The organism is Pseudooceanicola aestuarii (genome assembly GCF_010614805.1).
GTDB lineage: Bacteria > Pseudomonadota > Alphaproteobacteria > Rhodobacterales > Rhodobacteraceae > Pseudooceanicola > Pseudooceanicola aestuarii.
Window position 1 is genome coordinate 1,218,817 of the sequence record NZ_JAAFZC010000001.1, and the last position, 25,502, is coordinate 1,244,318.

General features: G+C 65.3%; 24 protein-coding genes. 13 read left to right on the forward strand and 11 right to left on the reverse strand.

The window, feature by feature from the left end:
- Nucleotides 1-8: 8 nt before the first annotated feature.
- Complete coding sequence (locus G5A46_RS05690; protein WP_163848117.1) at nucleotides 9-938, forward strand: DMT family transporter; 930 nt, start codon at nucleotides 9-11, stop codon at nucleotides 936-938.
- A 12-nt stretch (nucleotides 939-950) separates the two neighbouring features.
- Here G5A46_RS05690 and G5A46_RS05695 read toward each other — a convergent pair whose 3' ends face one another.
- From G5A46_RS05695 to G5A46_RS05715, 5 genes are read right to left on the reverse strand one after another with little or no spacing between them, the layout of a single operon-like run.
- Complete coding sequence (locus G5A46_RS05695) at nucleotides 951-2,285, reverse strand: NAD(P)/FAD-dependent oxidoreductase (RefSeq protein WP_163848119.1); 1,335 nt, start codon at nucleotides 2,283-2,285, stop codon at nucleotides 951-953.
- A gap of 24 nt (nucleotides 2,286-2,309) precedes the next feature.
- Nucleotides 2,310-3,152 carry an ABC transporter permease gene (locus G5A46_RS05700; protein ID WP_163848121.1) on the reverse strand — a complete coding sequence of 281 codons (843 nt, stop codon included), beginning with the start codon at nucleotides 3,150-3,152 and terminating at the stop codon, nucleotides 2,310-2,312.
- Complete coding sequence (locus G5A46_RS05705) at nucleotides 3,149-4,039, reverse strand: ABC transporter permease subunit (protein WP_163848123.1); 891 nt, start codon at nucleotides 4,037-4,039, stop codon at nucleotides 3,149-3,151. The genes G5A46_RS05700 and G5A46_RS05705 overlap by 4 nt, the downstream gene beginning before the upstream one ends.
- Nucleotides 4,040-4,079: 40 nt before the next feature.
- Nucleotides 4,080-5,201, reverse strand: coding sequence for an ABC transporter ATP-binding protein (locus tag G5A46_RS05710; RefSeq protein WP_163848125.1), 1,122 nt, complete (start codon nucleotides 5,199-5,201; stop codon nucleotides 4,080-4,082).
- 52 nt (nucleotides 5,202-5,253) lie between these two features.
- The gene (locus G5A46_RS05715) at nucleotides 5,254-6,342 is read right to left on the reverse strand and encodes a polyamine ABC transporter substrate-binding protein (protein ID WP_163848126.1); all 1,089 of its coding nucleotides are present in this window, start codon (nucleotides 6,340-6,342) and stop codon (nucleotides 5,254-5,256) included.
- 132 nt (nucleotides 6,343-6,474) lie between these two features.
- Between G5A46_RS05715 and G5A46_RS05720 the strand changes: the two genes are divergently transcribed.
- Nucleotides 6,475-7,869 (forward strand): aspartate aminotransferase family protein, encoded by a 1,395-nt coding sequence (locus G5A46_RS05720; protein WP_163848128.1) that lies wholly within the window; start codon nucleotides 6,475-6,477, stop codon nucleotides 7,867-7,869.
- Between the two features lie 76 nt (nucleotides 7,870-7,945).
- Here the strand turns inward: G5A46_RS05720 and argE are convergent, their stop codons facing one another.
- Together argE and G5A46_RS05730 are read right to left on the reverse strand one after the other, a co-directional pair.
- Nucleotides 7,946-9,112, reverse strand: a complete 1,167-nt coding sequence (argE, locus tag G5A46_RS05725; protein ID WP_163848130.1) for an acetylornithine deacetylase — start codon at nucleotides 9,110-9,112, stop codon at nucleotides 7,946-7,948.
- Nucleotides 9,109-10,299 (reverse strand): M24 family metallopeptidase, encoded by a 1,191-nt coding sequence (locus tag G5A46_RS05730; protein WP_239520627.1) that lies wholly within the window; start codon nucleotides 10,297-10,299, stop codon nucleotides 9,109-9,111. The genes argE and G5A46_RS05730 overlap by 4 nt, the downstream gene beginning before the upstream one ends.
- 405 nt (nucleotides 10,300-10,704) lie before the next feature.
- Between G5A46_RS05730 and G5A46_RS05735 the strand changes: the two genes are divergently transcribed.
- The 5 genes from G5A46_RS05735 to G5A46_RS05755 all read left to right on the forward strand — a co-directional run bounded on the left by G5A46_RS05735 (nucleotide 10,705) and on the right by G5A46_RS05755 (nucleotide 16,286).
- Nucleotides 10,705-11,808: an ABC transporter ATP-binding protein gene (locus G5A46_RS05735; protein ID WP_163848132.1), complete on the forward strand. Its 1,104-nt coding sequence runs from the start codon at nucleotides 10,705-10,707 to the stop codon at nucleotides 11,806-11,808.
- 110 nt (nucleotides 11,809-11,918) lie between these two features.
- A complete protein-coding gene (locus G5A46_RS05740) occupies nucleotides 11,919-13,034 on the forward strand; it encodes an extracellular solute-binding protein (RefSeq protein ID WP_163848134.1) in 1,116 nt (371 codons plus the stop codon).
- 124 nt (nucleotides 13,035-13,158) lie between these two features.
- Nucleotides 13,159-13,446 (forward strand): DUF1330 domain-containing protein, encoded by a 288-nt coding sequence (locus tag G5A46_RS05745; protein ID WP_163848135.1) that lies wholly within the window; start codon nucleotides 13,159-13,161, stop codon nucleotides 13,444-13,446.
- 1 nt (nucleotide 13,447) lies between these two features.
- On the forward strand, nucleotides 13,448-15,064 hold the full coding sequence (locus G5A46_RS05750; RefSeq protein ID WP_163848138.1) for an ABC transporter permease: 1,617 nt from the start codon (nucleotides 13,448-13,450) through the stop codon (nucleotides 15,062-15,064).
- 4 nt (nucleotides 15,065-15,068) lie between these two features.
- The gene (locus tag G5A46_RS05755) at nucleotides 15,069-16,286 is read left to right on the forward strand and encodes an ABC transporter permease (RefSeq protein WP_163848140.1); all 1,218 of its coding nucleotides are present in this window, start codon (nucleotides 15,069-15,071) and stop codon (nucleotides 16,284-16,286) included.
- A gap of 72 nt (nucleotides 16,287-16,358) precedes the next feature.
- Here the strand turns inward: G5A46_RS05755 and G5A46_RS05760 are convergent, their stop codons facing one another.
- A complete protein-coding gene (locus G5A46_RS05760) occupies nucleotides 16,359-17,225 on the reverse strand; it encodes a branched-chain amino acid aminotransferase (protein WP_163848142.1) in 867 nt (288 codons plus the stop codon).
- 203 nt (nucleotides 17,226-17,428) lie between these two features.
- Here G5A46_RS05760 and G5A46_RS05765 point away from each other — a divergent pair, with 203 nt between their 5' ends.
- From G5A46_RS05765 to G5A46_RS05775, 3 genes are read left to right on the forward strand one after another with little or no spacing between them, the layout of a single operon-like run.
- Nucleotides 17,429-17,926: a MarR family winged helix-turn-helix transcriptional regulator gene (locus tag G5A46_RS05765; RefSeq protein WP_163848144.1), complete on the forward strand. Its 498-nt coding sequence runs from the start codon at nucleotides 17,429-17,431 to the stop codon at nucleotides 17,924-17,926.
- Nucleotides 17,923-18,636 carry a response regulator gene (locus G5A46_RS05770; RefSeq protein WP_163848146.1) on the forward strand — a complete coding sequence of 238 codons (714 nt, stop codon included), beginning with the start codon at nucleotides 17,923-17,925 and terminating at the stop codon, nucleotides 18,634-18,636. Before G5A46_RS05765 ends, G5A46_RS05770 begins: the two co-directional genes overlap by 4 nt.
- Nucleotides 18,637-18,677: 41 nt before the next feature.
- Entirely contained in the window at nucleotides 18,678-19,637 is a 960-nt protein-coding gene (locus G5A46_RS05775) for a histone deacetylase family protein (protein WP_163848148.1), read from the forward strand.
- A 31-nt stretch (nucleotides 19,638-19,668) separates the two neighbouring features.
- On the opposite strand, the gene G5A46_RS05780 is transcribed toward G5A46_RS05775, so the two are convergent.
- The gene (locus G5A46_RS05780) at nucleotides 19,669-20,673 is read right to left on the reverse strand and encodes a phosphotransferase (RefSeq protein WP_163848150.1); all 1,005 of its coding nucleotides are present in this window, start codon (nucleotides 20,671-20,673) and stop codon (nucleotides 19,669-19,671) included.
- Between the two features lie 141 nt (nucleotides 20,674-20,814).
- Here G5A46_RS05780 and G5A46_RS05785 point away from each other — a divergent pair, with 141 nt between their 5' ends.
- Genes G5A46_RS05785 through dxs form a run of 3 tightly spaced genes read left to right on the forward strand, consistent with a single transcriptional unit; the run spans nucleotide 20,815 to nucleotide 23,883 of the window.
- Nucleotides 20,815-21,069, forward strand: a complete 255-nt coding sequence (locus G5A46_RS05785; protein ID WP_163848152.1) for an exodeoxyribonuclease VII small subunit — start codon at nucleotides 20,815-20,817, stop codon at nucleotides 21,067-21,069.
- The gene (locus G5A46_RS05790) at nucleotides 21,070-21,930 is read left to right on the forward strand and encodes a polyprenyl synthetase family protein (RefSeq protein ID WP_163848153.1); all 861 of its coding nucleotides are present in this window, start codon (nucleotides 21,070-21,072) and stop codon (nucleotides 21,928-21,930) included.
- Between the two features lie 24 nt (nucleotides 21,931-21,954).
- Complete coding sequence (gene dxs / locus G5A46_RS05795) at nucleotides 21,955-23,883, forward strand: 1-deoxy-D-xylulose-5-phosphate synthase (protein WP_163848155.1); 1,929 nt, start codon at nucleotides 21,955-21,957, stop codon at nucleotides 23,881-23,883.
- Between the two features lie 42 nt (nucleotides 23,884-23,925).
- On the opposite strand, the gene G5A46_RS05800 is transcribed toward dxs, so the two are convergent.
- Together G5A46_RS05800 and G5A46_RS05805 are read right to left on the reverse strand one after the other, a co-directional pair.
- On the reverse strand, nucleotides 23,926-24,546 hold the full coding sequence (locus G5A46_RS05800) for an exopolysaccharide biosynthesis protein (protein ID WP_239520628.1): 621 nt from the start codon (nucleotides 24,544-24,546) through the stop codon (nucleotides 23,926-23,928).
- A 45-nt stretch (nucleotides 24,547-24,591) separates the two neighbouring features.
- Complete coding sequence (locus G5A46_RS05805) at nucleotides 24,592-25,458, reverse strand: SDR family oxidoreductase (protein ID WP_163848157.1); 867 nt, start codon at nucleotides 25,456-25,458, stop codon at nucleotides 24,592-24,594.
- Nucleotides 25,459-25,502 lie beyond the last annotated feature (44 nt).

A 25,502-nucleotide genomic window follows, 5' to 3' on the forward strand; every position in this document is an offset into this window, starting at 1 on the left:
GGCGGAACATGCAACCACTGAAGGGGATCACGTTCAAACTGGTGGCGGTGCTGTGCTTCATCACCATGTCGGCCCTGATCAAGGCGGCCTCGGACCAGGTGCCGCCGGGCGAGGCGGTGTTCTTCCGCTCGTTCTTTGCGCTGCCGGTGATTTTTCTCTGGGTGGTGGCGCGCGGCGAATTACGCACCGGCCTGCGGGTGAAATCGCCCATGGCCCATGTCTGGCGCGGGTTCATCGGGTCTTGCGCGATGGGATCGATGTTCGCCGGGCTTGCCCTTCTGCCCCTGCCGGAGGTCACGGCCCTGGGCTATGCTGCGCCGCTGCTGACAGTCGTCTTTGCCGCGATGTTCCTGGACGAAAAGGTCGGCGTCTTTCGCATCACCACCGTGGCCGTGGGGCTGATCGGCGTGCTGATCGTCCTGTCCCCCCGCCTGACCGCCCTGCGCGGTCCCACCGTGGAAATGGGCGAGGCCGCCGGCGCGGTCATCGTCCTGCTGGGCGCGGTCTGCGCGGCGCTGGCGCAGGTTCACATCCGCAACATGGTGAAGGTCGAACAGACCAGCGCGATCGTGTTCTGGTTCAGCTGCACCTCCAGCGTGCTGGCGCTGTGCACTGCACCGTTCGGCTGGGCGATCCCCGAGACGCGGGAATGCCTGTACCTGGTGCTGGCGGGGCTGATCGGTGGGGTCGGGCAGATCTTTCTGACATCGTCCTACCGCTTTGCCGATGCCAGCCTGGTGGCGCCGTTCGACTATGCCTCGATGATTTTCGCGCTGGCCATCGGCTATCTGATCTTTGCGGAGGTTCCGACGGCCCAGATGCTGATCGGCGCGTTGATCATCATCGGCGCGGGCGTGGCGATCATCCTGCGTGAACGCCACCTGGGCATCCAGCGGAACAAGGCCCGCGAGGCCAAGACCATGCAATGGGGCGGCTGAGCGCACGCAAGGTCAGTCGGTCAGCCGTGCCCAGCCGTATTCCGCCGCCAGCCACAACCGCCGGGCCCGCCCCAGCGGGAAGCGCGGGGGCGGCGCGGTAAAGGCCAGGGGCAGCGGGTTGCGCGGGCAGCGGCTTTCGGTCAGGTCGGCCAGCATGGCGCCCAGGTAACTGCCCATGGCCACCCCGTTGCCATGGTAGCCAAAGGCGGTGAACGCCCCCGGCAACCCCGGAATCGGCCCGCAATAGGGGGTCAGCGAGGCCGTCAGGCAGACCATCCCCGACCAGCTGAACGGCGTCTCCACCCCGCGCCATTCCGGGAACAGCCGGTCGAAATCCGCCCGGACCCGCGCCCGGATGCGCCGATCATTCGCCGCCGTGGCGATCAGCCCGCCGCGCTGGCCAAAGACCATGCGGTTGTCGGGCGTCAGGTGAAAGTAGTGCAGCAGGCGCCGTTCCTCGTAGGCCATGGTGGGCGCGGTCCAGCCCTGGGCCTCCAGCTCCGGCGCCGTCAGGGGGCGGGTGGCGATCACGGCGCTTTGTGCGGGCAGGGTGCGGTTGCGGAACCACGGGATCAGGGTTTCGGACATGTAGCCATTGGTGGCCACGATCAGGCGATCGGCCTCCACCTCTGCCGTGGGGGTGGTCACGCAAAGCTGTCTTCCCCCGGCGCGGACCTCGGTCACGGGACTGCGGCCATGGATGCGGGCGCCCGCGCGGGTGGCGGCGCGCGCCAGCCCGGCCAGATACTTGCGCGGATGCAGGGCAAAGCCCGCATCGACATGCAGCGCCCCGTGCCACTTCGGTCCGTGCAACCCGTGCGCGGGCAGGTCGGCGCGTTCGATCAACTGCGCGGACAGGCCGTGACGGTTCAGGGTCTCGGCCTCGGCGCGCAGGGTCTTCATCATGGCGGGGCTGTGGGCCATCACGGCTTCGCCCCGGGAATGGCGGTCGACGTCGATGCCCAGCCGGTTCAGCAGGGCGTCGACATGAGCGATGGCGGCGGCTTCGGCCTGGCGGACCTGTGCGGGGGCCTTGGTGCCGAACCGGCGCAGCGCCCCGTCCGACGCGCGGGACCCCCCCAGGCAGCAGAACCCGCCATTGCGCCCCGAGGCGCCAAAGCCGGGGAATTGCGCATCCAGCACCATGACGTCGCCGCCATCCTCGGCCAGTGCCAGCGCCGCGTTCAACCCGGTGTAGCCCGCTCCGATCACCAGGGTGCGGCAGCGGATGCGCCCGGTGGCGGGGGGATGGTCCAATGCCGCATCGGGCACGTCTTGCGACCAGTAGCAATCGGCGATGGGCATGCGGGAATAGGCATGCGGCCCATAGATGTGGCGATGTTTCATGCGAACCGGGTCATGGGTGGATCGTCATGCGAAGGGGGTCGTGGCCTGCGCCTCGGCGCGGGCGGCTTCGCGTTCCTCGCGCTGCTGGCGCAGGGCGCTGCGCTTGGTGATCAGGGAGGCGGTGATAACTCCCACCGCCACCACCGCGATCATCAGCGTCGACAGGGCGTTGATCTCGGGCGAGACGCCAAGCCGCACGGCGGAAAAGATTTTCATCGGCAGGGTCGTGGCCGACGGTCCGGCGGTGAAGGACGCGATCACCAGATCATCCAGCGACAGGGTAAAGGCCAGCAGCCAGCCCGAGATCACGGCCGGGGCGATGATCGGCAGGGTGACCAGACGAAAGGTCTGCCAGGGCGTCGCGCCCAGGTCCAGCGCCGCCTCTTCCACCGATTTGTCGAAACTCACCAGCCGGGAGGACACCACCACCGAGACATAGCACATGGAAAACGTCGTATGCGCCAGCACGATGGTCAGCACACCGCGATCCATGTTCAGCCCGATGAACAGCAGCAGCAGCGACAGGCCGGTGATCACCTCGGGCATCACCAGCGGCGCGTAGATCATGCCCGAGAACAGCGTGCGGCCCGGAAACCGCCCCAGCCGCACCAGCGCATAGGCCGCCATGGTCCCCAGCACCGTCGCGATGGTGGAGGAGATCAGCCCGACCTGCGCGGTGACCAGCGCGGCGTCGAGAAAGGCCTCGTTCCGCAGCAATTCGCCGTACCATTGGGTGGAGAATCCGGCCCAGACGGTGACGAGTTTGGATGCGTTGAAGGAATAGACCACCAGGATGACCATCGGCAGGTAGAGAAACGCCATGCCAAGGGTCAGAGATACGGTGTTGAACCAGCTGAGACGGTTCATCCCTCGGCCTCCCGGTTTTTCTGTTCGTTCTTCTGAAACAGGATGATGGGCACGATCAGGATCAGCAGCAGGATCACCGCCACGGCGGAAGCCACGGGCCAGTCGCGATTGTTGAAGAATTCTTCCCACAGGATCTTGCCGATCATCAATGTCCGCGATCCGCCCAGCAGCGAGGGGATGACGAATTCACCGATGGTCGGGATGAATACCAGGAAACAGCCCGCGATGATGCCTGGCCGCGATAGCGGCACCGTCACCAGCCAGAAGGCGCGGGTGCGGGAACAACCCAGATCCTCCGCCGCCTCGATCAGGCTTTCGTCCAGTTTCTCCAGCGTGGCGTAGATCGGCAGGATCATGAACGGCAGGTAGGTGTAGACGATGCCGATATAGACGGCGATGTCGGTGTTCAGGATGGTCAGCGGTTCGGAGATCACGCCCAGCCACAACAGGAAGGCATTCAACAGCCCGCCCTGCGACAGAATTCCCATCCATGCGTAGACCCGGATCAGGAAGGAGGTCCAGAATGGCAGGATGATCAGCATCATCAGCGTGGCGCGCCAATGCACCGGGGCGCGGGACATGGCGTAAGCGATGGGAAAGCCCACGATCAGCGTCATCAGCGTGGCAAGGAACGCGATCCGAAGGGAGGACAGATAGGCCTTCCAGTAAAGATTATCCTCCGTCAGGAAGATGAAATTCTCGAAATCCAGTTGTGACAGGAAATCGTGGAAACCCTGCCAGCCCGCCGACCAGTCGATCTGCGGCAGGTAGGGCGGTCGGGCCAGTGCCACATCGCTGAGCGAGATCTTCAGCACGATCAGGAAGGGCACCAGAAACAGCGCCAGAAGCCACAGATACGGGATGGCGACAACGATCAGGCGGCGCATGGGCGGGATCCTTGCGGCGGATATGTGGTGCGGCGGGGCATCAACGGTCCAGCAACACGCCGGCGGTCTGCGACCAGGACAGCCAGACCTTGTCTTCCCAGGTGAAGGACCGGCGGGAAATGCGGCGGGTGTTGGCCTCCTGCGCCTTGATCGTCTCTCCGCTGGGAATGCGGACGTGATAGGTGGAGATATTGCCCAGATAGGCGATATCCACGACCTCTCCCTGCACCGAGTTGGCGGCCTGGGGCCGTTCGGCGGAAATGGCGATCTTCTCGGGGCGGATCGCCAGGTAACAGGTCTGGTCGATGCCGAAATCGCGGGTGGTGGTGGCCGACAAGGGCGGTTGCCCTTCGGCCCAGACCATCTGCACGCGGTCGCCCGTCTGGTGGGCGCGGCCGGGGATGATGTTCACGTCACCGATGAAATCCGCGACATAGACCGATCCGGGCGCCTCGTAGATGCGGTCGGGGGTGTCGACCTGGATCAGCTTCCCCTCGTCCATCACCGCGATGCGGGAGGCGACGGTCATCGCCTCTTCCTGGTCGTGGGTAACGATGACAAAGGTGGTGCCGGTGCTTTCCTGAATATCGACCAGCTCGAACTGGGTTTCCTCGCGCAGTTTCTTGTCCAGCGCGCCCAGCGGTTCGTCCAGCAACAGAAGCTTTGGCGCCTTGGCCAGGCTGCGGGCCAGCGCCACGCGTTGCCGTTGGCCGCCGGACAGCTGGTGCGGTTTGCGGCGGGCGAATTTGCCCAGACGCGTCAGCTTGACCATCTCCTCGACGCGGGCGGCGATCTTTTCCTTGTCGGATGTCTCCCGGCGCAGGCCAAAGGCGATGTTGTCCCAGACCGACAGATGCGGGAACAGCGCGTAGCTTTGGAACATCATGTTGACCGCCCGCCGGTTCGGCGGGATCGGCGCGATGTCCTGATCGGCCAGAAGGATCTTTCCCTCGGTCGCGTTCTCGAACCCGGCAAGCATCCGCATCAGCGTGGTCTTGCCGCAACCGGACGGGCCCAGCAGGGCAAAGAATTCGCGTTCGTAGATGTCGAGATCAAGCGAATCGACCGCCGTGAAATCGCCGAAGCGTTTGGTGACCTGCTGAAAGCGGATCAGGGGTTTGTTGGACGGGTCGGCCCAGGGGGCGAATACGGTTTGTGGCATGTCACCTGCAAAATGAATTGGGCCCGCGCCAAGACGCGGGCCCGGTGGACGTTCAGGTGCCGGATTTGATCCGGGTCCAGGTCCGGGTCAGCAGGCGCTGTTCCTTGGGACCGAAGGGGGTGACGGTGTAGAGGTTCTCCAGCGTCTCGTCGCTGGGGTAGATCGCCGGATCGTTCTTCACGTCGTCGATCAGATGGTCCTGCGCGGCCTTGTTGCCGTTGGCGTAATAGACGTAGTTCGACGCCGCCGCCGCGTTTTCCGCATCCATGATGAAGTTCAGGAATTTATGCGCACCCTCGGGGTTCGGCGCATCCACGGGAATGGCCATCTGGTCGAACCACATCAGCGCGCCCTCCTTGGGAGCGTTGAACACGATCTCGACGCCATTGTCGGCCTCGTCCGCGCGGTCGCGCGATTGCAGGATGTCCCCGGACCAGCCGAAGGCGACGCAGATGTCGCCGTTCGCCAGCGCGTTGATGTATTCGGAGCTGTGGAATTTCTGCACGTAGGGGCGGATCGCGCTCAGCACTTCTTCGGCCTTGGCCAGGGCTTCCTCGCTCTTGTCATCGGGATTGTCCCAGCCGGCATAGGTCAGGGCGGCGGGGATCATCTCTGTCGGGGCATCCAGAACGTGGATGCCGCATTCCTGAAGCTGTTCCGCATTCGCGGGATCAAAAATCAGGGACAGGCTGTCCAGGGGCGCGTCCTCGCCCAGAATTTCGGTCACCTTGCCGACATTGGCGCCCAGCCCGGTGGTGCCCCACATGTAGTTGATGGAATATTCGCCGCCCGGATCGTAGACATCTGTGCGCTTCTGGATGACGTCCCACAGGTTTTCGTGGTTGGGCAGCTGGGACTTGTCCAGCTTCTGAAACGATCCGGCCGCGATCTGACGTTGCAGGAACGTCCCGGTGGGCACCACGACGTCATAGCCGGAGCCCCCGGCCAGCATCTTGGTTTCCAGCAATTCGTTCGAATCGAAGACGTCGTAGATCAGCTCGATCCCGGTGTCTTCTTCGAACTTGGTCAGCAGCTCTTCGTCGATGTAGTCGGACCAGTTGTAGACGCGCACTTCCTCGGCCAGGGCGGCGGTTGCCCCCAGTGCCAGGACGGCTGTGAGCGTGACGATCTGTTTGGTCATGATGTTCTCCCGTCGGACTTGGTTCTCTCGTCCTTGCGCGCCGATCCAAGCAATAATCCGGCGTCTGCGCAATATGGCGTTTGCCCTGAACCGGATGTAGCGTGACCTTCGACAAGAAAAAGCGGAGTCTCCATGCAGGACCTTACCAATCATATGGAAACGGCGGCGCTTCAGACGTTGGATGCCGCCCACCACATGCACCCGTTCACCACCCAGACCGACCTTGCGGCGCGGGGTGCGCGGGTCATCACCGGCGGGAACGGCATCTGGCTGCGCGACAGCGAGGGGGCGCAGATCCTGGACGCGATGGCAGGGCTGTGGTGCGTCAACATCGGCTATGGCCGGTCCGAACTGGCCGACGTGGCGGCGCGCCAGATGCGCGAACTGCCCTATTACAACACCTTCTTCATGACCACGACCGTGCCGGCGCTGCAATTGGCTGCCAAGCTGGCGGAGCTGGCGCCCGGTGATCTGAACCATGTTTTTTTCGCCGGCTCCGGGTCCGAGGCGAATGACACCAATCTGCGCATGGTGCGGACGTATTGGGCAGAAAAGGGCAAGCCAGCCAAACAGACGATCATCTCGCGCTGGAACGCCTATCACGGATCCTCCGTCGGCTCCGGCTCTCTTGGCGGGATGAAGGGGATGCATGCGCAGGGCGGGATGCCGATTCCCGGCATCGCCCATATCGATCAGCCCGATTGGTGGTCCGAGGGCGGCGACATGTCCCCTGACGATTTCGGCCTGTATTGTGCCCGTCAGCTTGAAGCCAAGATCGACGAGCTGGGCGAAGACTCCATCGCCGCCTTCATCGCGGAACCGGTGCAGGGCGCCGGTGGCGTGATCGTGCCGCCCGAAACCTACTGGCCCGAGATTTCGCGCATCTGCAAGGAGCGGGAGATCCTGCTTGTCGCGGACGAGGTGATTTGCGGTTTTGGCCGGACGGGAGCCTGGTTCGGCTCTCAGACCATGGGACTCACGCCGGATATCATGACCATCGCCAAGGGGCTGTCGTCCGGCTACCAGCCCATCGGTGGCTCCATCGTCAGTGACGAGATCGCCGCCGTGATCGGCGCGACGGAGTTCAACCACGGTTACACCTATTCCGGCCACCCGGTCGCCGCAGCCGTGGCGCTGGAAAACCTGCGTATCCTGGAGGAGGAAGCCATCGTCCAGCGCGTGGCGGAGGACACCGGCCCCTATCTGCAACAGCAATTCGAGGCGCTGGCCGATCACCCGATGGTGGGCGAGGCCCGGATCGTCGGCATGATGGGATCGCTGGCACTGACCCCGGACAAGACGCGGCGCGCGAAATTCGCCGCCGATGCCGGGACAGTCGGCTACATGGTTCGGGAGCGGTGCTTTGCCAACAATCTGATCATGCGCCATGTCGGCGACCGGATGATCATTTCACCGCCGCTGGTCATCACGCGGGCAGAGATCGACGAGCTGATCACCCGCGCCCGCCGGTCCCTGGATGAAGGCATGGCGGCGGTGAAAGAGGCGGGATTGTTCACCGCAGCCTGACCATCCGGGAAACGCCCCCGGCCGCGCCTGATCGCGGGGCCGGGGGCCGCCCGGGATTACGCCTTGCGCCCTGCTCTCAATGCCGCGGACCCAGCCGGGCGCCCAGGCGGTGCAGCATGTCCATGCACAGCGACAATTGCGACGCGGCCAGGAATTCGTCGGGCTTGTGCGCCTGGGTGATGGAGCCGGGGCCGCAGATCACCGCGGACATACCGATCTGCTGAAACAGCCCAGCCTCTGTGCCGAAGGCGACGACATCGGCGGAATTGGCGCCCGTCAGCTCCGACACCAGCGCGCGGGCGGCGTTCAGATCCATGGGTTCCAGCCCGGCGACCTCTCCGATGATGTCCGTCTCGATACTGGCGGCGGGCCAGATGCGGCGCATGGCGGGCAGCAGCTGGCTGTCCACGTATTCCTCCAATTGTTCGCGCACCCAGACGCGGTCCTGATCCTGCACGGGCCGCATTTCCCAATCCACTTCCGCCGCGCCGGGGATGACGTTGTGTACATGCCCGCCGGTCAGGCGGCCGATGTTGATCGTCGTCCACGGCGGATCGAACCGCGATCCCTCTGGCGCGCGGATTTGCAGGGCTGCGCGCAGTTCCAGCAGGCGGGTGACGAAGTAGGTGGCGAATTCCACCGCGTTCACCCCCTGGTCGGGCAGCGATCCATGCCCTTCCAGCCCGGTAAAGCGGGTGGTGTATTCACAGCACCCCTTGTGCCCCTCGATGATGCGCATTTCGGTCGGTTCACCGATGATGGCCAGCGCGGGCTTGACCTCCCGATCCGACAGCAATGCGGCGAGGGACTGGGCCCCCAGGCAGCCGACCTCCTCGTCATGGGTAAAGGCGAAATGGATCGGCCGGCGCAGGGTGCGGCGGGCATAGGCGGGCGCCATCGCCAGGCAGGCGGCGATGAACCCCTTCATGTCGCAGGTGCCGCGCCCGTAGAACAGCCCGCCCTCGGCCCGCATGGCAAAGGGATCGGCGGTCCAGGGCTGGTCCTCCACCGGGACAACGTCGGAATGGCCGGACAGCATGATGCCGCCCGGTGCCTCCGGCCCGATGGTGGCAAAGAGGTTGGCCTTGCGCCCCGTCGTGTCGGCGTGGATTTCCACCCGCGCGCCGCAATCGTCCAGACGGTTGGCCATGGCGGCCATCATGTCCAGATTGCTGTCCGAGGACACGGTGGGAAAGGCGATCAGCTCTTCCAGGATGTTGGTGGCAGTGGCGAGATCGGTCATGTCTTCACGAACATCTTGCGGGGCCGGTTGCACAGCGTTTCCGCCGGGCCGTCCGGGGTGATGAGGATGGATTCGGTGATCTCCAGCCCCCAGTTAGCCATCCACAGGCCGGGCATGAAGTGGAAGGTCATCCCCGCCTCCAGCACCGTTTCGTCCTCTGCCCGGAAGGAGATCGTCCGCTCCCCCCAATCTGGGGGGTAGCTCAGCCCGATGGGATAGCCGCAGCGTTCGCCACGGGTGATGTTGGCCCGCTCCAAGGGCGCGGCCAGGGCATGGGCGACATCGCAGGCGCGGTTGCCGGCGCGGGCCGCGTCGATCCCCGCTTCCAGCCCTTCGACCAGCGCGTCCTCCGCCGCCAGAAGGATGTCCGACGGCTGCCCCAGGTAAAGCGTCCGGCAGAACGGCGCGTGATAGCGGCGGTAGCAGCCCGAAATCTCGAAAAACGTCGCCTCGCCCTCCTTGAACGCGCGGCCGTCCCAGGTGAGATGCGGCGCCGCAGCGTCAGAGCCGGAGGGCAACAGCGGCGGAATGGCCGCGTAGTCGCCCCAGCCGTCATCGACGCCGCGAATCGCGTCGCGGTAGATCTCGGCCACGATCTCGTTCTTGGGTACGCCGGGTTCGACGCGGTCCAGCAGCCCGTCGATGATCTTCTCCGAAATGCGCGCGGCGCGGCGCATGAAGACCAGTTCCTCGTCCGATTTCACCGCGCGGCACCAGTTCACCAGCGCGGTGCCATCGACAAAGGTGGCGTCAGGCAGTTCGGCGGTCAGAACGGCATGGGCGCGGGCGGAGTAGTAGTAATTCTCCATCTCCACGCCGATCCGCGCGGTGCCTACCCCCATGGCCACAAGGTTGGAGGCCAGGTCCTGCATCGGGTGGCGGTCGGTGGATTGCACGAAACTGTCGATGTAGCCGTGGATCCGGCTGTCTTCCATCCAGACGGTGCGCAATGCCCCGTTACGGTCCTGCATCCGGCCCCACCACCACGGATCGCGATCGAGAAAGACCACGACACCCTGGTGCACGTAAAAGCTCCACCCGTCATAGCCGGTCAGCCAGGCCATGTTCGACGGGTCGGTGACATTCAGCACCTCGATTCCGGCGCGTTCCATCGCGGCGCGGGTCTTGTTCAGGCGGCGTTGATATTCCTCATCGGAAAAGGGCAGATGTTTTTGCAGTTCCATCATGGCAGGTCTCCCCATTTGCCGGGCCTTGGCATTTTTTCTTTGAACACGGGGGCGCGTCTCGCAGCAATGCAGATTCCCGCACCCGACAGGGCCACAAGGCGCAAAAGATGCGCCTTTGCCACGCAATTGGGCACGTTTTCAGGATAAGCGGCAACATATTGTAAAATATCGTGAAAACCGCAGTGGAACCGGTGTCGTTTCCGTTGCGGAATGGGTCGTCTTCGGGCAGTGCCTGAAATTGAGGCGAGACTTCCGCAAGGTATGCCCTAGGTCACTTGATCAGAGAGTCGAATCGGCTTCTTCCTGTAAGCGGGGGGCAGCCGACGGTTGCACTGGACCCTCTGTGTCTGTTTAGTTGTTAAACGATAAGCGGCAAAAGCCGCAGGAAAAAACGGGGAGCCAATCTTGGCTGAAACAACGGAGAGCGCCGCGTTCGTGGAATTCGAACGCGTGCAGAAAAGCTATGACGGCGAGATACTTGTCGTCAAAGACTTGAACCTCACGATGCCAAAGGGCGAATTCCTGACGATGCTGGGACCGTCGGGATCGGGAAAGACGACCTGTTTGATGATGCTGGCCGGGTTCGAAACCGCGACCCACGGCGAGATCAAGCTGGACGGCAAGCCGATCAACAACATCCCCCCGCACAAACGCGGGATCGGCATGGTGTTCCAGAACTATGCCCTGTTTCCGCACATGACCGTGGCCGAGAACCTCGCCTTTCCGCTGGAGGTCCGCAAGATCGGCAAGTCCGACCGCGAGGCCAAGATCATGCGTGCGCTGGACATGGTGCAGATGGGCGATTTCGGCGGCCGCCGTCCGGCGCAACTGTCAGGTGGCCAGCAGCAGCGGATCGCCCTGGCGCGCGCGCTGGTATTCGAACCCGAACTGGTGCTGATGGACGAGCCGCTGGGCGCGCTGGACAAGCAGCTGCGCGAAACCCTGCAATTCGAGATCACCAAGCTGGCGCATGACCTGGGGATCACCGTGGTTTACGTGACCCACGACCAGACCGAGGCGCTGACCATGTCGGACCGGGTTGCAGTGTTCGACGATGGCCGCATCCAGCAGCTTGCGCCGCCCGATCAGCTCTACGAAAGCCCGCAGAATTCGTTCGTCGCGCAGTTCATCGGGGAGAACAACACCCTGCAAGGCGTGGTCAAGGAGATCCGCCCGGGCGGTCTGTGCACGGTCGAGCTGGACGACGGCGAGGTCATCGACGCCAAGGCGGTGAATGTCGGCGGCGTGGGGGATCGGACGCAGGTGTCGATCCGGCCTGAGCGGGTGGAATACAACCGTGACCGCCTGTCCGACGATGCCCACACCCTGAAGGCCGAAGTGCTTGAATTCATTTACATGGGCGACATTTTCCGGACCCGCCTGCGCGTGGCCGGCAAGGACGATTTCATCATCAAGACCCGGAACGCGCCGGACCAGCAGCGTCTGACGCCCGGCCAGCAGATCGAAATCGGCTGGCTGCCCGAGGATTGTCACGCGCTCGACGCGTGAGAAGGCATATCCGCGCCGCCAGTCCGGCGCGGACCGATGCGGCATCCCGTCTGCACCCGTGACGGGACGCCCAAACAAATCCCAAAACGGGTAAAACTAGGGAGACCAGTATGAAACTGACCAACACCCTTCTGGCGACCGCGGCGCTGACCGTCGCCACGGGTTCGGCCCATGCCGAAAGCCACATGGCCAACGACATGACGCTTGTGTCCTGGGGCGGCGCCTATCAGGCGAGCCAGCAGAAAGCTTATGTGGAGCCCTACCAGGAGATGAATTCCGACGTGAATATCGTCTGGGACGAAAGCTCCAACGAGGCCGTGGCCAAGCTCCGCGCCATGAACGAAGCCGACAACATCACCTGGGATCTGGTCGACGTCGTCGCGGCGGACGCAATTCGTCTGTGCGACGAAGGCCTGGCGATGGAAATCGACTTCAACGAGATGCTGGCCGACGGCGACGACGGCTCCAAGGCCGAGGATGATTTCGGCGACATGCTGGTGAGCGATTGCTACATCCCGCAGATCGTCTATTCCACCACCTTCGGCTACCGCACCGACATGGTTCCCGAAGGCGCCGACGCGCCCAGCGAGATTTGCGATGTCTTCGACCTGGAAACCTATCCGGGCAAGCGGTCGCTGGAAAAGCGTCCGATCAACAACATGGAATGGGCGCTGCTGTGTGACGGCGTGGCCAAGGAAGACGTCTACGACGTTCTCGCCACGCCCGAAGGGCAGGACCAGGCCCTGGCCAAGCTGGGCACCATCAAGGACGACGTGATCTGGTGGTCCGCCGGCGCCGACACGCCGCAGCTGCTGGCCGATGGCGAAGTCTTCATGGGTTCCACCTACAACGGTCGCCTGTTCTCGGTGATCGAGGAGCAGGACCAGCCCGTCGCCATGATGTGGGACGCGCAGGTGTTCGACCTGGACGGCTGGATCATCCCGACCGGCCTGCCCGAGGATCGTCTGGCCCGCGTGATGGACTTCGTGAAGTTCGCCACCGACACCCAGCGTCTGGCTGACCAGGCGAAATACATCTCCTACGGCCCGGCACGCGCGTCCTCCGCGCCGCTGGTCGGTCAGCACGCCGAACTGGGCATCGAGATGGGTCCGCACATGCCCACCGATCCGGCCAATGCCGGGAACACGTTCCTCTACAACTACGAGTTCTGGGCGGATTACCGCGACGACATCGACGCCAAGTTCCAGTCCTGGCTGGCACAATAAGGCATAGCGCCTGACGGGCGGGCCACGTGTCCGCTCCGCACCGGTCCCCGTTTCGGGGGGCCGGTTTCCCGAACCGCCCGGAGAGGCGGCGCGGAACAACAAGAACCACAGGGAAGACGCGACGATGCCCAAAGGGTACATCATCGGCCATATCACCGTGAACGACCCCGACGATTACGCGGAATACATCCGTCTCGACACGCCCATTCTGGAGCGCCTCGGCGGCCGGTTTGTCGTGCGCGGCGGTACGTCCGAGACGCCCGAGGGGACGGCCGAAAGCCGCCACGTGGTCATAGAATTTCCAAGCTACGACGCGGCCCGCGCCGCGTATCACGACCCCGAATACCAGGAGGTCGCCGCGATACGCCGCAGGTCCGCCACCAGCACCATTATCGTCGTGGAGGGCGCCTGACATGACCGACAGCAGTACCGGACCGGACAAGGTTACCGGACCCACACCGGACAATGCCTTACGCTCTGCCGATCAGGCGGAGGACCAATCCGGCCCGATGCTGGCCGCTGACGGCACGCCGCTGAAACGCAGTCTCAGCCGCGCCTTGCGGCGGGAGAAGATGCGCGCGCTGATGCTGATCGCGCCACTGCTGATCTTTGTTCTCGTGACCTTCATCGTGCCCATCGGCGACATGCTGTTCCGATCGGTGGAGAACCAGATCGTGTCCGAAACGCTGCCCGAAACGGTGGATGTGCTGGCCGATTGGGATTCAGAGGCGCAGGAGCTGCCCGGCGATGACGCGTTCACCGCGCTCTATGTCGATATGTGGTTCGCTGCCGAATACAAGAACCACACCCGGCTGGGCACCCGACTGAACTATGAACAGACCGGCGTGTCCTCGCTGTTTCGCAAGACGGGGCGGCGGGTGGACCGGTTCGACACCGACATCTACACCGAACAATTCACCGCGCTGGACCCGACATGGGCCGATCCCAAGACATGGGCCGCAATGCTGAGCGGCCCGGCGGCCGAGCATCTGCCCTTCACCGCCCGGACCTGGGAGCGGTGGAAGCAGTATAACGTGGACGAAGGCGACAAGGTGCTGGAAGAGGATGTCGAGGATTTCCTGTTCACCGCCTTGTATTCCGACCTGACGAATGGCGCCGATGTCGCCGGTGTCAGCCCGCGCCTGGAACAGGCTGCCGCCGCCGTCGGAGAGTTCGAGACGGTTTCCCTGCAGGCGCAGTTCGAGGACGCGGACGAGGATTGGCTGTCGCCCGAGATCTGGAAGACGCTGCAAGTCTATTCGCCGGATTACACGCCGGGCTATTTCATGAATGCCGTGGATGGCCAACTGGGTGCCGACGGGTTCGAGATGCGGCCCGACAACGAACAGATCTACGGCAAGTTGTTTCGTCGCACGCTGTTCATGTCGCTGATGATCATGGGGTCGTGCATCCTGCTGGGCTATCCCATCGCCTGGTTGCTGGCCAACCTGCCGATGCGCACCGCAAACCTTCTGATGATTCTGGTGCTGCTGCCGTTCTGGACCTCGCTTCTGGTGCGAACCTCGGCGTGGAAGGTGATGTTGCAACAGCAGGGCGTGATAAATGACGTACTGGTCTGGATGGGCCTTGTCGGGGACGGGTCGCGATTGGTGATGATCAACAACCAGTTCGGCACCATCGTGGCGATGACGCATATCCTGCTGCCGTTCATGATCCTGCCGATGTATTCGGTGATGCAGACCATTCCGCCAACCTATCTGCGGGCGGCGAAATCGCTGGGCGCGACCAATTGGACGGCGTTCTGGCGTGTCTATTTCCCGCAATCGGTGCCGGGGATCGGGGCGGGCTCCATCCTCGTCTTCATCCTGGCGATCGGCTATTACATCACGCCGGAAATCGTCGGCGGCACCACCGGGACATTCATTTCGAACCGGATTGCCTATCACATTTCCTCGTCGCTCAACTGGGGTCTTGCGGCCGCGCTGGGCGCCATCCTCCTGGCGGTCGTGCTGGTCCTCTACTGGGCCTATGACAAGATCGTCGGCATCGACAACGTGAAGCTGGGGTAACGCCATGTCGGATCTGAGCATAGACAAGGGAACGCCCAGCCTGACGGGCTTTACCATTCCCATGGTGGCGGTGTTGGGGGCCTTCTTCGGCTTTGTCGCCGGGAACGCGTTGGGATCGGCGCTGGTCGGGGTGATCCTCGGCGCGGTGATCGGGGCGGGGCTGGCCTACGGGCTGCTGACCTTCGCGCCGTCGCGGCAGGTCGGACGCTGGGGCACCATCGCGGTCTTTGCCGTGGTGGGGCTGCTGTTCGCCGGCCTTGGCGGATTCCTGGGGCTGGGGCTGATCGGGGCGGTGATGTCGTGGTTCGTCTACTGGATCGGGCGCGGCCATTTCCGGGACGGGGTGCCGATCTATTCCACCCCGGGCCAGACCCTGTGGCACAACACGCTGATGTTCATCTGCGGGCTGATCTTCTTCTTCCTGATCGCGCCGATCGTGGTGGTGATGCCGCTGTCCTTCAACGCCGAGGATTTCTTTACCTTCACCCCGGAGATGCTGCGCCTTGACCCCGAGGGCTATTCGCTGAAGCACTACCGCGACTTCTTCGGCACCTCTGACTGGCAATTGGCGCTGAAGAACTCCCTGATCATCGCGCCCATCGCGACGATGATCTCCGTCTCGCTGGGCACGTTGGCGGCGATCGGGCTGTCGCAATCGCATGTGCCCTTTCGCCGGCCGATCATGGCGATCATGATCTCGCCGATGATCGTGCCGCTGATCATCTCGGCCACGGGGATGTTCTTCTTCTATTCGACGCTGGGCAATTTCCTCGAAGGATCCCTGGGCCTGTCAAAAAGCTTTGTCGGCTATATCAAGGTGATCCTGGCCCACGCAGTCCTGGGCATCCCCTTCGTCATCATCACGGTGACGGCCACGCTGGTGGGCTTCGACCGGTCGTTGACACGGGCGGCGGCGAATATGGGGGCCGATCCGGTCACCACGTTCTTCCGGGTGCAGATGCCGTTGATCCTGCCGGGGGTGATCTCCGGTGGATTGTTCGCCTTCATCACGTCGTTCGACGAGGTGGTCGTGGTGCTGTTCGTCGGCTCTGCCGCGCAGAAGACGCTGCCCTGGCAGATGTTCATCGGACTGCGCGAACAGATCTCGCCGACCATCCTGGCGGTGGCGACAATCCTGGTGGTGATCTCCATCGCGCTGCTGACCACGGTCGAACTCCTGCGCCGCCGGTCCGAACGGCTGCGGGGGATGTCGCCGGGGTAGGGGGCACGCGCCACGCATGAAAAAGGGCCGGTCCCTCGGGGGCCGGCCCTTCGTCGTTCGGGGTGGGTGGACTTAACTCCGCACCAGCGCCTCGTAGCTTTCGGCGATATCGCGGGTCAGGGCGCCGACTTCGAAGGTATAGTCGCCGATCTGGCCCACGGGGGTGACCTCGGCCGCGGTGCCGGTCAGCCAGCATTGCTCAAAGCTCGCCAGCTCTTCCGGCATGATGTGACGTTCGTGCACGGGGATCTGGCGGTCCTTCAGCATCCCGATGACGGTGCGGCGGGTGATGCCGTTCAGGAAGACGTCGGCCAGCGGGGTGTGCACTTCGCCGTCCTTGACGAAGAAGATGTTGGCACCGGTCGCCTCTGCCACGTAGCCGCGATAATCCATGAACAGCGCGTCGGAGCAGCCCTTGTTCTCCGCTTCGTGCTTGGACATGGTGCAGATCATGTAGAGGCCGGCGGCCTTGGCATGCACCGGGATCGTCTCGGGGGAGGGGCGTTTCCACTTGGCGATGTCCAGCTTGGCACCGACCATCTTGGCATCCCCGTAGTAATTGCCCCATTCCCAGCCGGCGACGGCCAGGCGCACGGGATTCTTGCGGGCCGAGACGCCCATGTCCTCTCCCGCGCCGCGCCAGGCGACGACGCGCACATAGGCGTCGGTCCAGCCGTTGGCGGCCAGCATGTCGTATTTCGCCTTCTCGATTTCCTCGACAGTGTAGGGGATTTCGAAATCCAGCATCCGGGCAGAGGCGATAAGGCGTTCGGAATGCTCCACGCTCTTGAAGATCTTGCCGTTGTAGCAGCGCTCCCCCTCGAACACGGAGGAGGCGTAGTGCAGCGCGTGGCTCAGCAGATGTACGTTGGCCGCGCGCCAATCGACCATCTCACCGTCCAACCAGATTTTGCCGTCGCGATCATCATATGCGCTCATCGGCCCGTCTCCTTGCAGAATTTTCATTTGTTGCGCGCGACAGGTCCGGCAGGGACAAAAAGTTGCGCTGCTACGGGGTTTTCCTAGCCAGAGATTCGTTTCATGTCAACAAGGCTGACTTATATTGCCGCGCGGCCGGAGAAACGTATTGGATTGGCCCTGCCGCTGACGTAGTTTCGCAAAGGCCAGAAACCGGAGGATCCATGTCCGATACACAGCTGGGCGACAGCCTCCTTTTCCTGACGGACGAACAATTGCGGCAGGGGATCGAGGCGATGTTCTTCGCCTACCGGGGCTTTACAGCCGCGCCCGATCAGATCCTGGAGGGGCTGGCCTACGGGCGCGCGCACCACCGGGCGTTGCATTTCATCGCCCGCGCGCCGGGGATGAACGTGAACCGTCTGCTGACCATCCTGGGCGTGACCAAGCAATCGCTGAACCGTGTGCTGCGCACATTGGTCGCCGATGGCATGGTCGAAAGCCGCGTCGGACGTGCCGACAAGCGCGAGCGACACCTCTACCTGACGGAAGAAGGCATCGCGCTGGAGGCCCGGCTGTCCCATGCCCAGCGCCGCCAGATGCGGGCCGCCTATCGCCAGGCCGGGCCGGAGGCCGTCGCCGGGTTCCGTCAGGTGCTGGAAGCGATGATGGAGCCGGAGATGCGCCGCACCTGCCTCACCCTGCGGGAGGGCAAGGGATGATCGACCCCGCGCCGCATATCCTGATCGTCGACGATGACGAACGTATCCGCGACCTGCTGGCCCGGTTCCTGCGCCGCAACGGGTTCCTGACCTCGCAGGCGCGCGATGCCGCCCATGCGCGGCGGCTGTTGCAGGGGCTGGAATTCGACCTGCTGGTGCTGGACGTGATGATGCCGGGCGAGGACGGTGTCAGCCTGACGGCCAGCCTGCGCGAAACCTCGGCCACGCCGGTGCTGTTGCTGACCGCCCGCGGCGAAACGGAGGACCGCATTCGCGGGCTGGAGGCCGGCGCCGACGATTATCTGGTCAAACCGTTCGAGCCGCGCGAATTGCTGCTGCGGATCAATGCCATCCTGCGCCGTGTGCCCGACACGATCAGCAGTGACGCGGTGCCCAAGGTGCTGCACCTGGGAGAGGTCCGCTATGATCTTGACCGGGGGGAGTTGTGGCGCGGCGATGCGCCGGTGCGGCTGACCGCGACGGAGGTGCAGCTGATGCGGGTCTTCGCGGCGCACCCCGGCGAATCGTTGTCCCGCCTGCAACTGGTTGAGGAGTTGGGCCGCGGCGCCGGACGGGATGCCGGGCAGTCGCAGGAACGCGCGGTGGACGTGCAGATCACCCGGCTGCGGCGCAAGATCGAACGCGATCCGAAGCAGCCGCGCTACCTTCAGACGGTGCGTGGCGCGGGCTACATGCTGATGCCGGAGTGAGGCGGGCCAGGCCCGCGCGGACGACAAGGGAGGAAAGGCGCATGACCACGGCACTGCTGACCCACGCGGATTGCCACGGCCACATCACCCCGGAGGGGCATCCCGAACGGGTTGAGCGGCTTCATGCCGTGCTGGCCGCGCTGGAGGGCAAGGCGCTGGACCGCCACGACGCCCCGCGCGCCACCGATGAGCAGCTTCTGCGCGCCCATCCCCAGACCCATCTGGACGCGGTGCGCGCCGCCGAACCGGCGGCAGGGGCGGGTGCGGTGCAGCTGGACCCGGACACCTGGATGGTGAACGGATCGCTGGCCGCCGCGATGCGGGCGGCGGGTGGGGCCTGCCGGGCGGTCGATATGGTAATGGCGGGTCAGGCGCGCAACGCCTTTGTCGCCACCCGCCCGCCGGGCCACCATGCGGAGGCGCGGAAGCCGATGGGCTTCTGCCTGTTCGGCAATGTCGCCGTTGCCGCGAAACACGCGCTTGAGGTCCACGGGCTGGACCGCGTGGCCATCATCGACCCGGATGTGCACCACGGCAACGGCACCCAGGATCTGGTGCAGAACGATCCGCGCATCCTGTTCGTCTCCACCCACCAGATGCCGCTGTATCCCGGCACCGGCGACCGGGCGGAGACGGGCCCCCATGGCACCGTGACCAACATCCCGCTGTCGGAGGGGACGGAGGGCGATATCTACCGCAAGATCGTCACCGCCCGCATCCTGCCCCTGCTGGAGCGGTTCGCGCCGCAGATGATTTTCATCTCGGCCGGGTTCGACGCGCACAAGGACGATCCGCTGGCCAGTCTGGCGCTGGAGGCCGAGGATTTCGGCTGGATCACCGAACAGCTTTGCGCGGCGGCGGATCGGCTGTGCGCGGGGCGCGTGGTCTCCTGCCTCGAAGGGGGCTACGGGCTGGAGGGGCTGGCCGCCTCTGCCGCGTCGCATGTGGATGCCCTGATCGCCGCCGGGGGCCGGGGCCAGGCGGGGGCCGGGGCTGGATGAAGGCGCGGCGCGGCCTGGCGGGCCTGTCCGCTCAGCCGCGCACCAGCTGGCGCAGATCCTCCAGCAGGGCGTCGGACATTGCCCGCGTATGGGCGATGCGTCTGGCCGGCATCCGCGGATGCTCCACCCGGATCAGCGTCTCGAAGGTGATGAAGAACGGCAGGTAGAGCGTCCGCTCCCGCTCTGTCATCCGGAAGGCGTCGGCAAAGGCGTCGAAACCCTCCGCATCGACGCCGAAATGGCGGCGCCGTCCGGGCAACATGTCGCGCCGGGCGGCATGGACCAGAAACCGCGCCACGTCGCGATAGACCGGCGCGCGCAGCCCGGCGCCCAGGTCGATGCCATGCAGGGCCTGATCGTCGCGCAACAGGTTGTTGGGATGGAAATCGCCGTGGCAGATCACCGTGCGCCACGTGCAATCGCCCCCGATCAGGCGCGACAGGCGGTGGAATTTTTGCAACAGCCGCGCCTCGACCTTCTGAAGGCGGGGATGGGGCTGGCGCGGCACCGCCTCGGCCGCCCAGCTGCGCCAGGGGCCGCGATTGACCGGGCGCCAATCCTCGGTGTTCCGGGTATAGGCGGCCAGCCATCCGGCGGCGCGGGCCTGTTCGGCGATGCGGCGCGCGGGGTCCAGCGCCCACAGATGGTTCAGCAGCGGCACCCCCGCGACAGTGCCGGCCACCAGCACAATGCCCCCCGGCAGCAGCGCCAGTGGCGACGCGATGCGGTGCGGGCCGTCTGACATCGTGGGCGCGAGGCGCTGCATTTCGCCCCATTGGGCGGTGATCTCCGCCGTTTCCGTCGCGCAGAGAGCCAACCGGAAGATTGCGGCTCTGCCCTGCCAATGCCCGGCAAAGACCGCGCGCCGGTCGGGGACCAGGCGCAGGATCTCCGTCACCGCGCCGTCGGGATGGGCGGTCAGGATCTCCTCCATCCGGCGGGCGGCGTCGATTGCCGCTTCGGGGTGGGTATCCAGGGATGTTTCGCGCAGCAGGTTCATCCCCTCAGAATGGCGAGCGCGGTGGTGTTTCGTCAATCCGCGCGGTCCTGCCCGCGCCGCCGGGCGCGCGACATCTGGCGGGGCGCCGCGTCATCCGGGCCCGGGCGGCGCGCCGGAATTGAACCTTGCCCCGCGCCCGCCTATGGTGCAGCCCGAGGTCACCAGGAGACTCCCGCCATGCCCGATCAGCCGTCCGATCAGCCGATTCCCGAAATGTCCTTTGAACAGGCGATGAAAGAGCTGGAGGGCGTCGTGACCCAGCTGGAAAACGGCGAGGTCGCGCTTGAACAATCCATCGCCCTTTATGAGCGTGGCGCGCTTCTGAAGAAGCATTGCGACGCCAAGCTGGCGGAAGCGGAGGAAAAGGTGCGCCTGATCACCACCGATGGCGACGGCTCCGCCGCCGGGCTGAAACCGGCCGAGGGTCTCTGAATGTTCGACGCCGCGCTGGCCGATGCGGTCGCGGCCGTGTCGACCCGCCTGTCGCAGCGCCTGGCCCCGGTGGAGGGCACGCTGGGCGAGGCCATGCGCTATGCCTGCGCGGGCGGCAAGCGGCTGCGCGCCTTCCTGGTGCTGGAGGGCGCGGCGCTGCATGGCGTGGACCGCGCGCCGGCGCTGGACGTGGCCGCCGCCATCGAGGCGATGCATTCCTATTCGCTGGTCCATGACGATCTGCCCTGCATGGATGACGACGACCTGCGCCGGGGGCAGCCCACCGTCCATGTCAAATGGGACCAGGCCACCGGCGTGTTGGTGGGCGATGCGCTACAGGCGCTGGCCTTTGACCTGGTGGCGGGGGCCGACCTGCCGGATGCGCGGCGGCTGGCGCTGCTGGCCGGGCTGGCGCGCTCTGCCGGTGGGGCGGGGATGGTGTTGGGCCAGGTGATGGACATCGCCGCCGAAACCGCCGCCACCCCCCTGACGCTGAAGCAGATCACCCGGTTGCAGGCGCTGAAGACCGGGGCGCTGTTCGACTGGTCGGCCACCGCCGGGCCGGTGATGGCGGGCGCTGATCCCGCGCCGCTGCGCGCCTATGCCCGCGATCTGGGCCTTGCCTTTCAGATCGCCGACGACATTTTGGATGTCGAGGGCTGCGAGACCCGCACCGGCAAACGTGTGGGCAAGGACGACGCCGCGGGCAAGGCGACGTTTGTCTCCTTGCTGGGGCTGGACGGCGCGCGGGGCGAGGCGCAGCGCCTGACCGATGCCGCCTGTGATGCGCTGGCCCCCTACGGCGCGGCAGCGGACCGCTTGCGAGAGGCCGCGCGCTTCGTTATCTCGCGCCAAGCCTGAGCCACCCGAGAGGAGGAGGCCGCCATGACCATCGACCGCCCCAAGACCCCGCTTCTTGACCGTATTGCCGCCCCCGCCGACATGAAGGGGCTGACGGATGAGGAATTGCGGCAGCTGGCCGGAGAACTGCGAGCCGAGACGATTTCCGCCGTTTCCGAGACGGGCGGCCATCTGGGCGCCGGGCTGGGCGTGGTGGAACTGACCGTCGCGCTGCATGCCGTGTTTGACACCCCGCGCGACCGGCTGATCTGGGACGTCAGTCACCAGAGCTACCCGCACAAGATCCTGACCGGACGTCGCGACCGCATCCGCACCCTGCGGCAGAAGGACGGGCTGTCGGGGTTCACCAAACGGTCTGAATCGCCGTTTGATCCGTTTGGTGCGGCGCATAGCTCCACCTCCATTTCCGCCGCGCTGGGCTTTGCCGTGGCACGCGATCTGGGCGGCGCGCCGGACCATGGGCTGGGCGATGCCATCGCGGTGATCGGGGATGGCGCGATGAGCGCAGGCATGGCCTTCGAGGCGCTGAACAACGCCGGTGCGCTGGGCAAACGCCTGATCGTCATCCTGAACGACAATGAGATGTCCATCGCGCCGCCGGTGGGAGCGTTGTCGTCCTATCTGTCGCGCCTCTATGCCGGCGCCCCGTTCCAGGAGTTCAAGGCCGCAGCCAAGGGCGCGGTGTCCCTGCTGCCGCCGCCCTTCCAGGAGGGGGCCAAGCGGGCCAAGGAAATGCTGAAAAGCATGACCGTCGGCGGCACCCTGTTCGAGGAGCTTGGGTTCTCCTACGTCGGGCCGATCGACGGCCATGACCTGAATCAGTTGTTGCCGGTGCTGCGCACGGTGAAGACCCGCGCCAACGGGCCGATCCTGATCCATGCGATCACCACGAAGGGCAAGGGCTATGCCCCCGCCGAACGGGCGGACGACAAGGGCCATGCCACGGGCAAATTCGATGTCTCCACCGGCAAGCAGGCCAAGAAGGCCTCGAACGCGCCGTCCTATACTTCTGTCTTCGGCAAGGAACTCGTGCGGCTGGCGGGAGAAGACCCCCGCATCTGCGCCGTCACCGCCGCGATGCCCGATGGCACCGGGTTGAACCTGATGGCCGAACGCTTCCCCTCGCGCACGTTCGACGTGGGGATCGCGGAACAGCATGGCGTGACCTTTGCCGCCGGGCTGGCGGCGGGGGGGCTGCGGCCCTTCTGCGCGATCTATTCGACGTTCCTGCAACGCGGCTATGACCAGGTGGTGCATGATGTCGCGATCCAGCGCCTGCCGGTACGTTTTGCCGTGGACCGCGCCGGGTTGGTGGGCGCCGACGGGGCGACCCATGCGGGCAGCTTCGACATCGCCTTCCTGTCCAACCTTCCGGGGTTTGTCGTGATGGCCGCCGCCGACGAGGCGGAGCTGGCGCATATGGTGGCCACCGCCGCCGCGCATGACGCGGGGCCGATCGCCTTTCGCTACCCGCGGGGCGAAGGGCAGGGGGTGGAGATGCCGGAACGTGGCGAGGTGCTGGAAATCGGCCGGGGCCGCATGATCCGCGAAGGCGGGCGCGTGGCCATCCTGTCCTTTGGCACCCGTCTGGGCGAGGTTCTGAAAGCCGCCGAGGCGCTGGAGGCGCGGGGGATCGCCCCCACCATCGCCGATGCCCGCTTTGCCAAGCCGCTGGATCGGGAACTGATCCTGCAACTGGCCGCCGACCACGAGGCGCTGATCACGATCGAGGAGGGCGCCGTTGGCGGCTTTGGCGCGCATGTGACACAGTTGCTGGCGGACGAAGGGGTCTTTGACGGCGGGCTGAAGTTCCGGTCCATGGTTCTGCCCGATACCTTCATCGATCAGGCCACGCCCGAGGACATGTATGCCACCGCAAAGCTGAGCGCTGCGGATATCGAGGCACGGGTGCTGGACGTTCTGGGCGTAGAGCGGCTGAGCCGCCGCGCCTGAAAACGGCCCCGCGCGCGGACCCGTCCGGGTCAGGCCGGGAGTTCAGCCGCCCGTTCCGGTGGTGACCAGCCACCAGACCAGCCATCCACTGATGCCCACCTGAACATAGCCCAGCAGGGTGAACAGCCCGTCCCGCGCCAAAAGGCCGATGGCAAACAGCGCAATCGCCGCCGCAAAGACCGAGGTGACCATGGGCAGCACTTCGAGAAACGGAATCACCAGGCAGATGGCGGCGATCACCGTCAGCGTGAACATGTTGGTCGCCCGCGTGACAAAGGCCGTCAGCCGCCGGTGTGTGCGCGCGTCGATCCAGGCGACAGGGCGGCGCAACCAGCTCACGGCCTTTTGCACCCGCTGGGTCCGCACGCCGCGCCGGGTCAGCACATTGGGCATCCAGACAGTGTGCCGCCCCACCAGTTTCTGCGCCGTGATCAGGAAGATGAACATTGCCCCGATCGTCGGCAGGCCGAAGATCCCCGATAGCGGCGAGACAAGGATCAGCGCCGGGACCAGGATGATCGGCGCAAAGGACCGGGTGCCGACCTCGTCCAGGATGTCACCGATGGTGATCTGTCCGTCGCGATCGGCGTTTTCCATGGCGTCCAGAATATCCGACAATTGCCGGAAATCCTGTGTGCCGCTGTGGCGGGGGCTGTCTGCCATGGTTGCTGTCTCCATGAGATGCCAACGCACGGTGCGCTGTCCGGTTCACGCAGGTCCAGTGTTTTCTGTCTTCAGCAAGGCGGCAAGGCCGGACCGGTAGTCGGGATGGCGCAAGGTGACGCCCAGGTCGCGCTTGATCCGGTCGTTCCGCACCCGCTTGCTTTCGGCATAGAAGCTGCGGGCCATGGGGGTCATCTCGGCGGTGTCGAAATCCTCGGCCGGGGGCAGGGGCAGGCCCAGCAGCTGCGCGGCATGGGCGATGACGTCCTGCGGCGGAGCCGGGTCATCGTCGCACAGGTTGTAGACAGCGCCGGGATCGGGCTGCGCGATGGAGGCGGCCAGCACCTGCGCGATATCGTCGACATGGATGCGGGAAAACACCTGTCCGGTCTTCAGGATCCGCCGCGCCGTGCCGGCCCGCACCTTGGCAAAAGGACCGCGTCCGGGGCCGTAGATCCCCGCCAGCCGGAATATGTGCAGCGGCAGGTCGGGGATGGCGCGCCACTCCGTCTCGGCCGCGACGCGGGCGCGGCCGCGCCGGGTGCTGGGGGTCAGGGGCGTGTCCTCGTCCACCCAGCCGCCGCCGTGATCGCCATAGACCCCGGTGGTGGACAGGTAGCCCACCCAGTCCAGCCGCGCGGCATTGCGCGCGATGGCGGCGTGCAGGTGGCGCAGGGTCGGATCGCCGGTGTCATCCGGTCCGGCGGAGATCAGGACATGCGTCGCCCGGTCCAGCAGCCCGGACAGGTCGTCGCCGGGAAAGACATGCGCCACCACGCCGGTATCGGCCAGCGCGGCGCGGCGCTCCGGGCTGCGGGTGGTTCCGTGAACCTCCCAGGCATCGCGGGGCAGCAGGCGGGCAAGGGCACGGGCCGAATAGCCGTGACCGACAGAGAGAAGGCACCGGGTCATCCCCCGTTCATGCGGCCCCCCGCCGCCAGGTGCAAGTGCGAAGC

Excerpts from the sequence above, each read along its gene's own strand:
- G5A46_RS05690 (WP_163848117.1), top strand. The coding sequence starts at position 9 with ATGCAACCACTGAAGGGGATCACGTTCAAACTGGTGGCGGTGCTGTGC.
- G5A46_RS05695 (WP_163848119.1), bottom strand. The coding sequence starts at position 2,285 with ATGAAACATCGCCACATCTATGGGCCGCATGCCTATTCCCGCATGCCC.
- G5A46_RS05700 (WP_163848121.1), bottom strand. The coding sequence starts at position 3,152 with ATGAACCGTCTCAGCTGGTTCAACACCGTATCTCTGACCCTTGGCATG.
- G5A46_RS05705 (WP_163848123.1), bottom strand. The coding sequence starts at position 4,039 with ATGCGCCGCCTGATCGTTGTCGCCATCCCGTATCTGTGGCTTCTGGCG.
- G5A46_RS05710 (WP_163848125.1), bottom strand. The coding sequence starts at position 5,201 with ATGCCACAAACCGTATTCGCCCCCTGGGCCGACCCGTCCAACAAACCC.
- G5A46_RS05715 (WP_163848126.1), bottom strand. The coding sequence starts at position 6,342 with ATGACCAAACAGATCGTCACGCTCACAGCCGTCCTGGCACTGGGGGCA.
- G5A46_RS05720 (WP_163848128.1), top strand. The coding sequence starts at position 6,475 with ATGCAGGACCTTACCAATCATATGGAAACGGCGGCGCTTCAGACGTTG.
- argE (WP_163848130.1), bottom strand. The coding sequence starts at position 9,112 with ATGACCGATCTCGCCACTGCCACCAACATCCTGGAAGAGCTGATCGCC.
- G5A46_RS05730 (WP_239520627.1), bottom strand. The coding sequence starts at position 10,299 with ATGATGGAACTGCAAAAACATCTGCCCTTTTCCGATGAGGAATATCAA.
- G5A46_RS05740 (WP_163848134.1), top strand. The coding sequence starts at position 11,919 with ATGAAACTGACCAACACCCTTCTGGCGACCGCGGCGCTGACCGTCGCC.
- G5A46_RS05745 (WP_163848135.1), top strand. The coding sequence starts at position 13,159 with ATGCCCAAAGGGTACATCATCGGCCATATCACCGTGAACGACCCCGAC.
- G5A46_RS05750 (WP_163848138.1), top strand. The coding sequence starts at position 13,448 with ATGACCGACAGCAGTACCGGACCGGACAAGGTTACCGGACCCACACCG.
- G5A46_RS05755 (WP_163848140.1), top strand. The coding sequence starts at position 15,069 with ATGTCGGATCTGAGCATAGACAAGGGAACGCCCAGCCTGACGGGCTTT.
- G5A46_RS05760 (WP_163848142.1), bottom strand. The coding sequence starts at position 17,225 with ATGAGCGCATATGATGATCGCGACGGCAAAATCTGGTTGGACGGTGAG.
- G5A46_RS05765 (WP_163848144.1), top strand. The coding sequence starts at position 17,429 with ATGTCCGATACACAGCTGGGCGACAGCCTCCTTTTCCTGACGGACGAA.
- G5A46_RS05770 (WP_163848146.1), top strand. The coding sequence starts at position 17,923 with ATGATCGACCCCGCGCCGCATATCCTGATCGTCGACGATGACGAACGT.
- G5A46_RS05775 (WP_163848148.1), top strand. The coding sequence starts at position 18,678 with ATGACCACGGCACTGCTGACCCACGCGGATTGCCACGGCCACATCACC.
- G5A46_RS05785 (WP_163848152.1), top strand. The coding sequence starts at position 20,815 with ATGCCCGATCAGCCGTCCGATCAGCCGATTCCCGAAATGTCCTTTGAA.
- G5A46_RS05790 (WP_163848153.1), top strand. The coding sequence starts at position 21,070 with ATGTTCGACGCCGCGCTGGCCGATGCGGTCGCGGCCGTGTCGACCCGC.
- dxs (WP_163848155.1), top strand. The coding sequence starts at position 21,955 with ATGACCATCGACCGCCCCAAGACCCCGCTTCTTGACCGTATTGCCGCC.
- G5A46_RS05800 (WP_239520628.1), bottom strand. The coding sequence starts at position 24,546 with ATGGCAGACAGCCCCCGCCACAGCGGCACACAGGATTTCCGGCAATTG.
- G5A46_RS05805 (WP_163848157.1), bottom strand. The coding sequence starts at position 25,458 with ATGACCCGGTGCCTTCTCTCTGTCGGTCACGGCTATTCGGCCCGTGCC.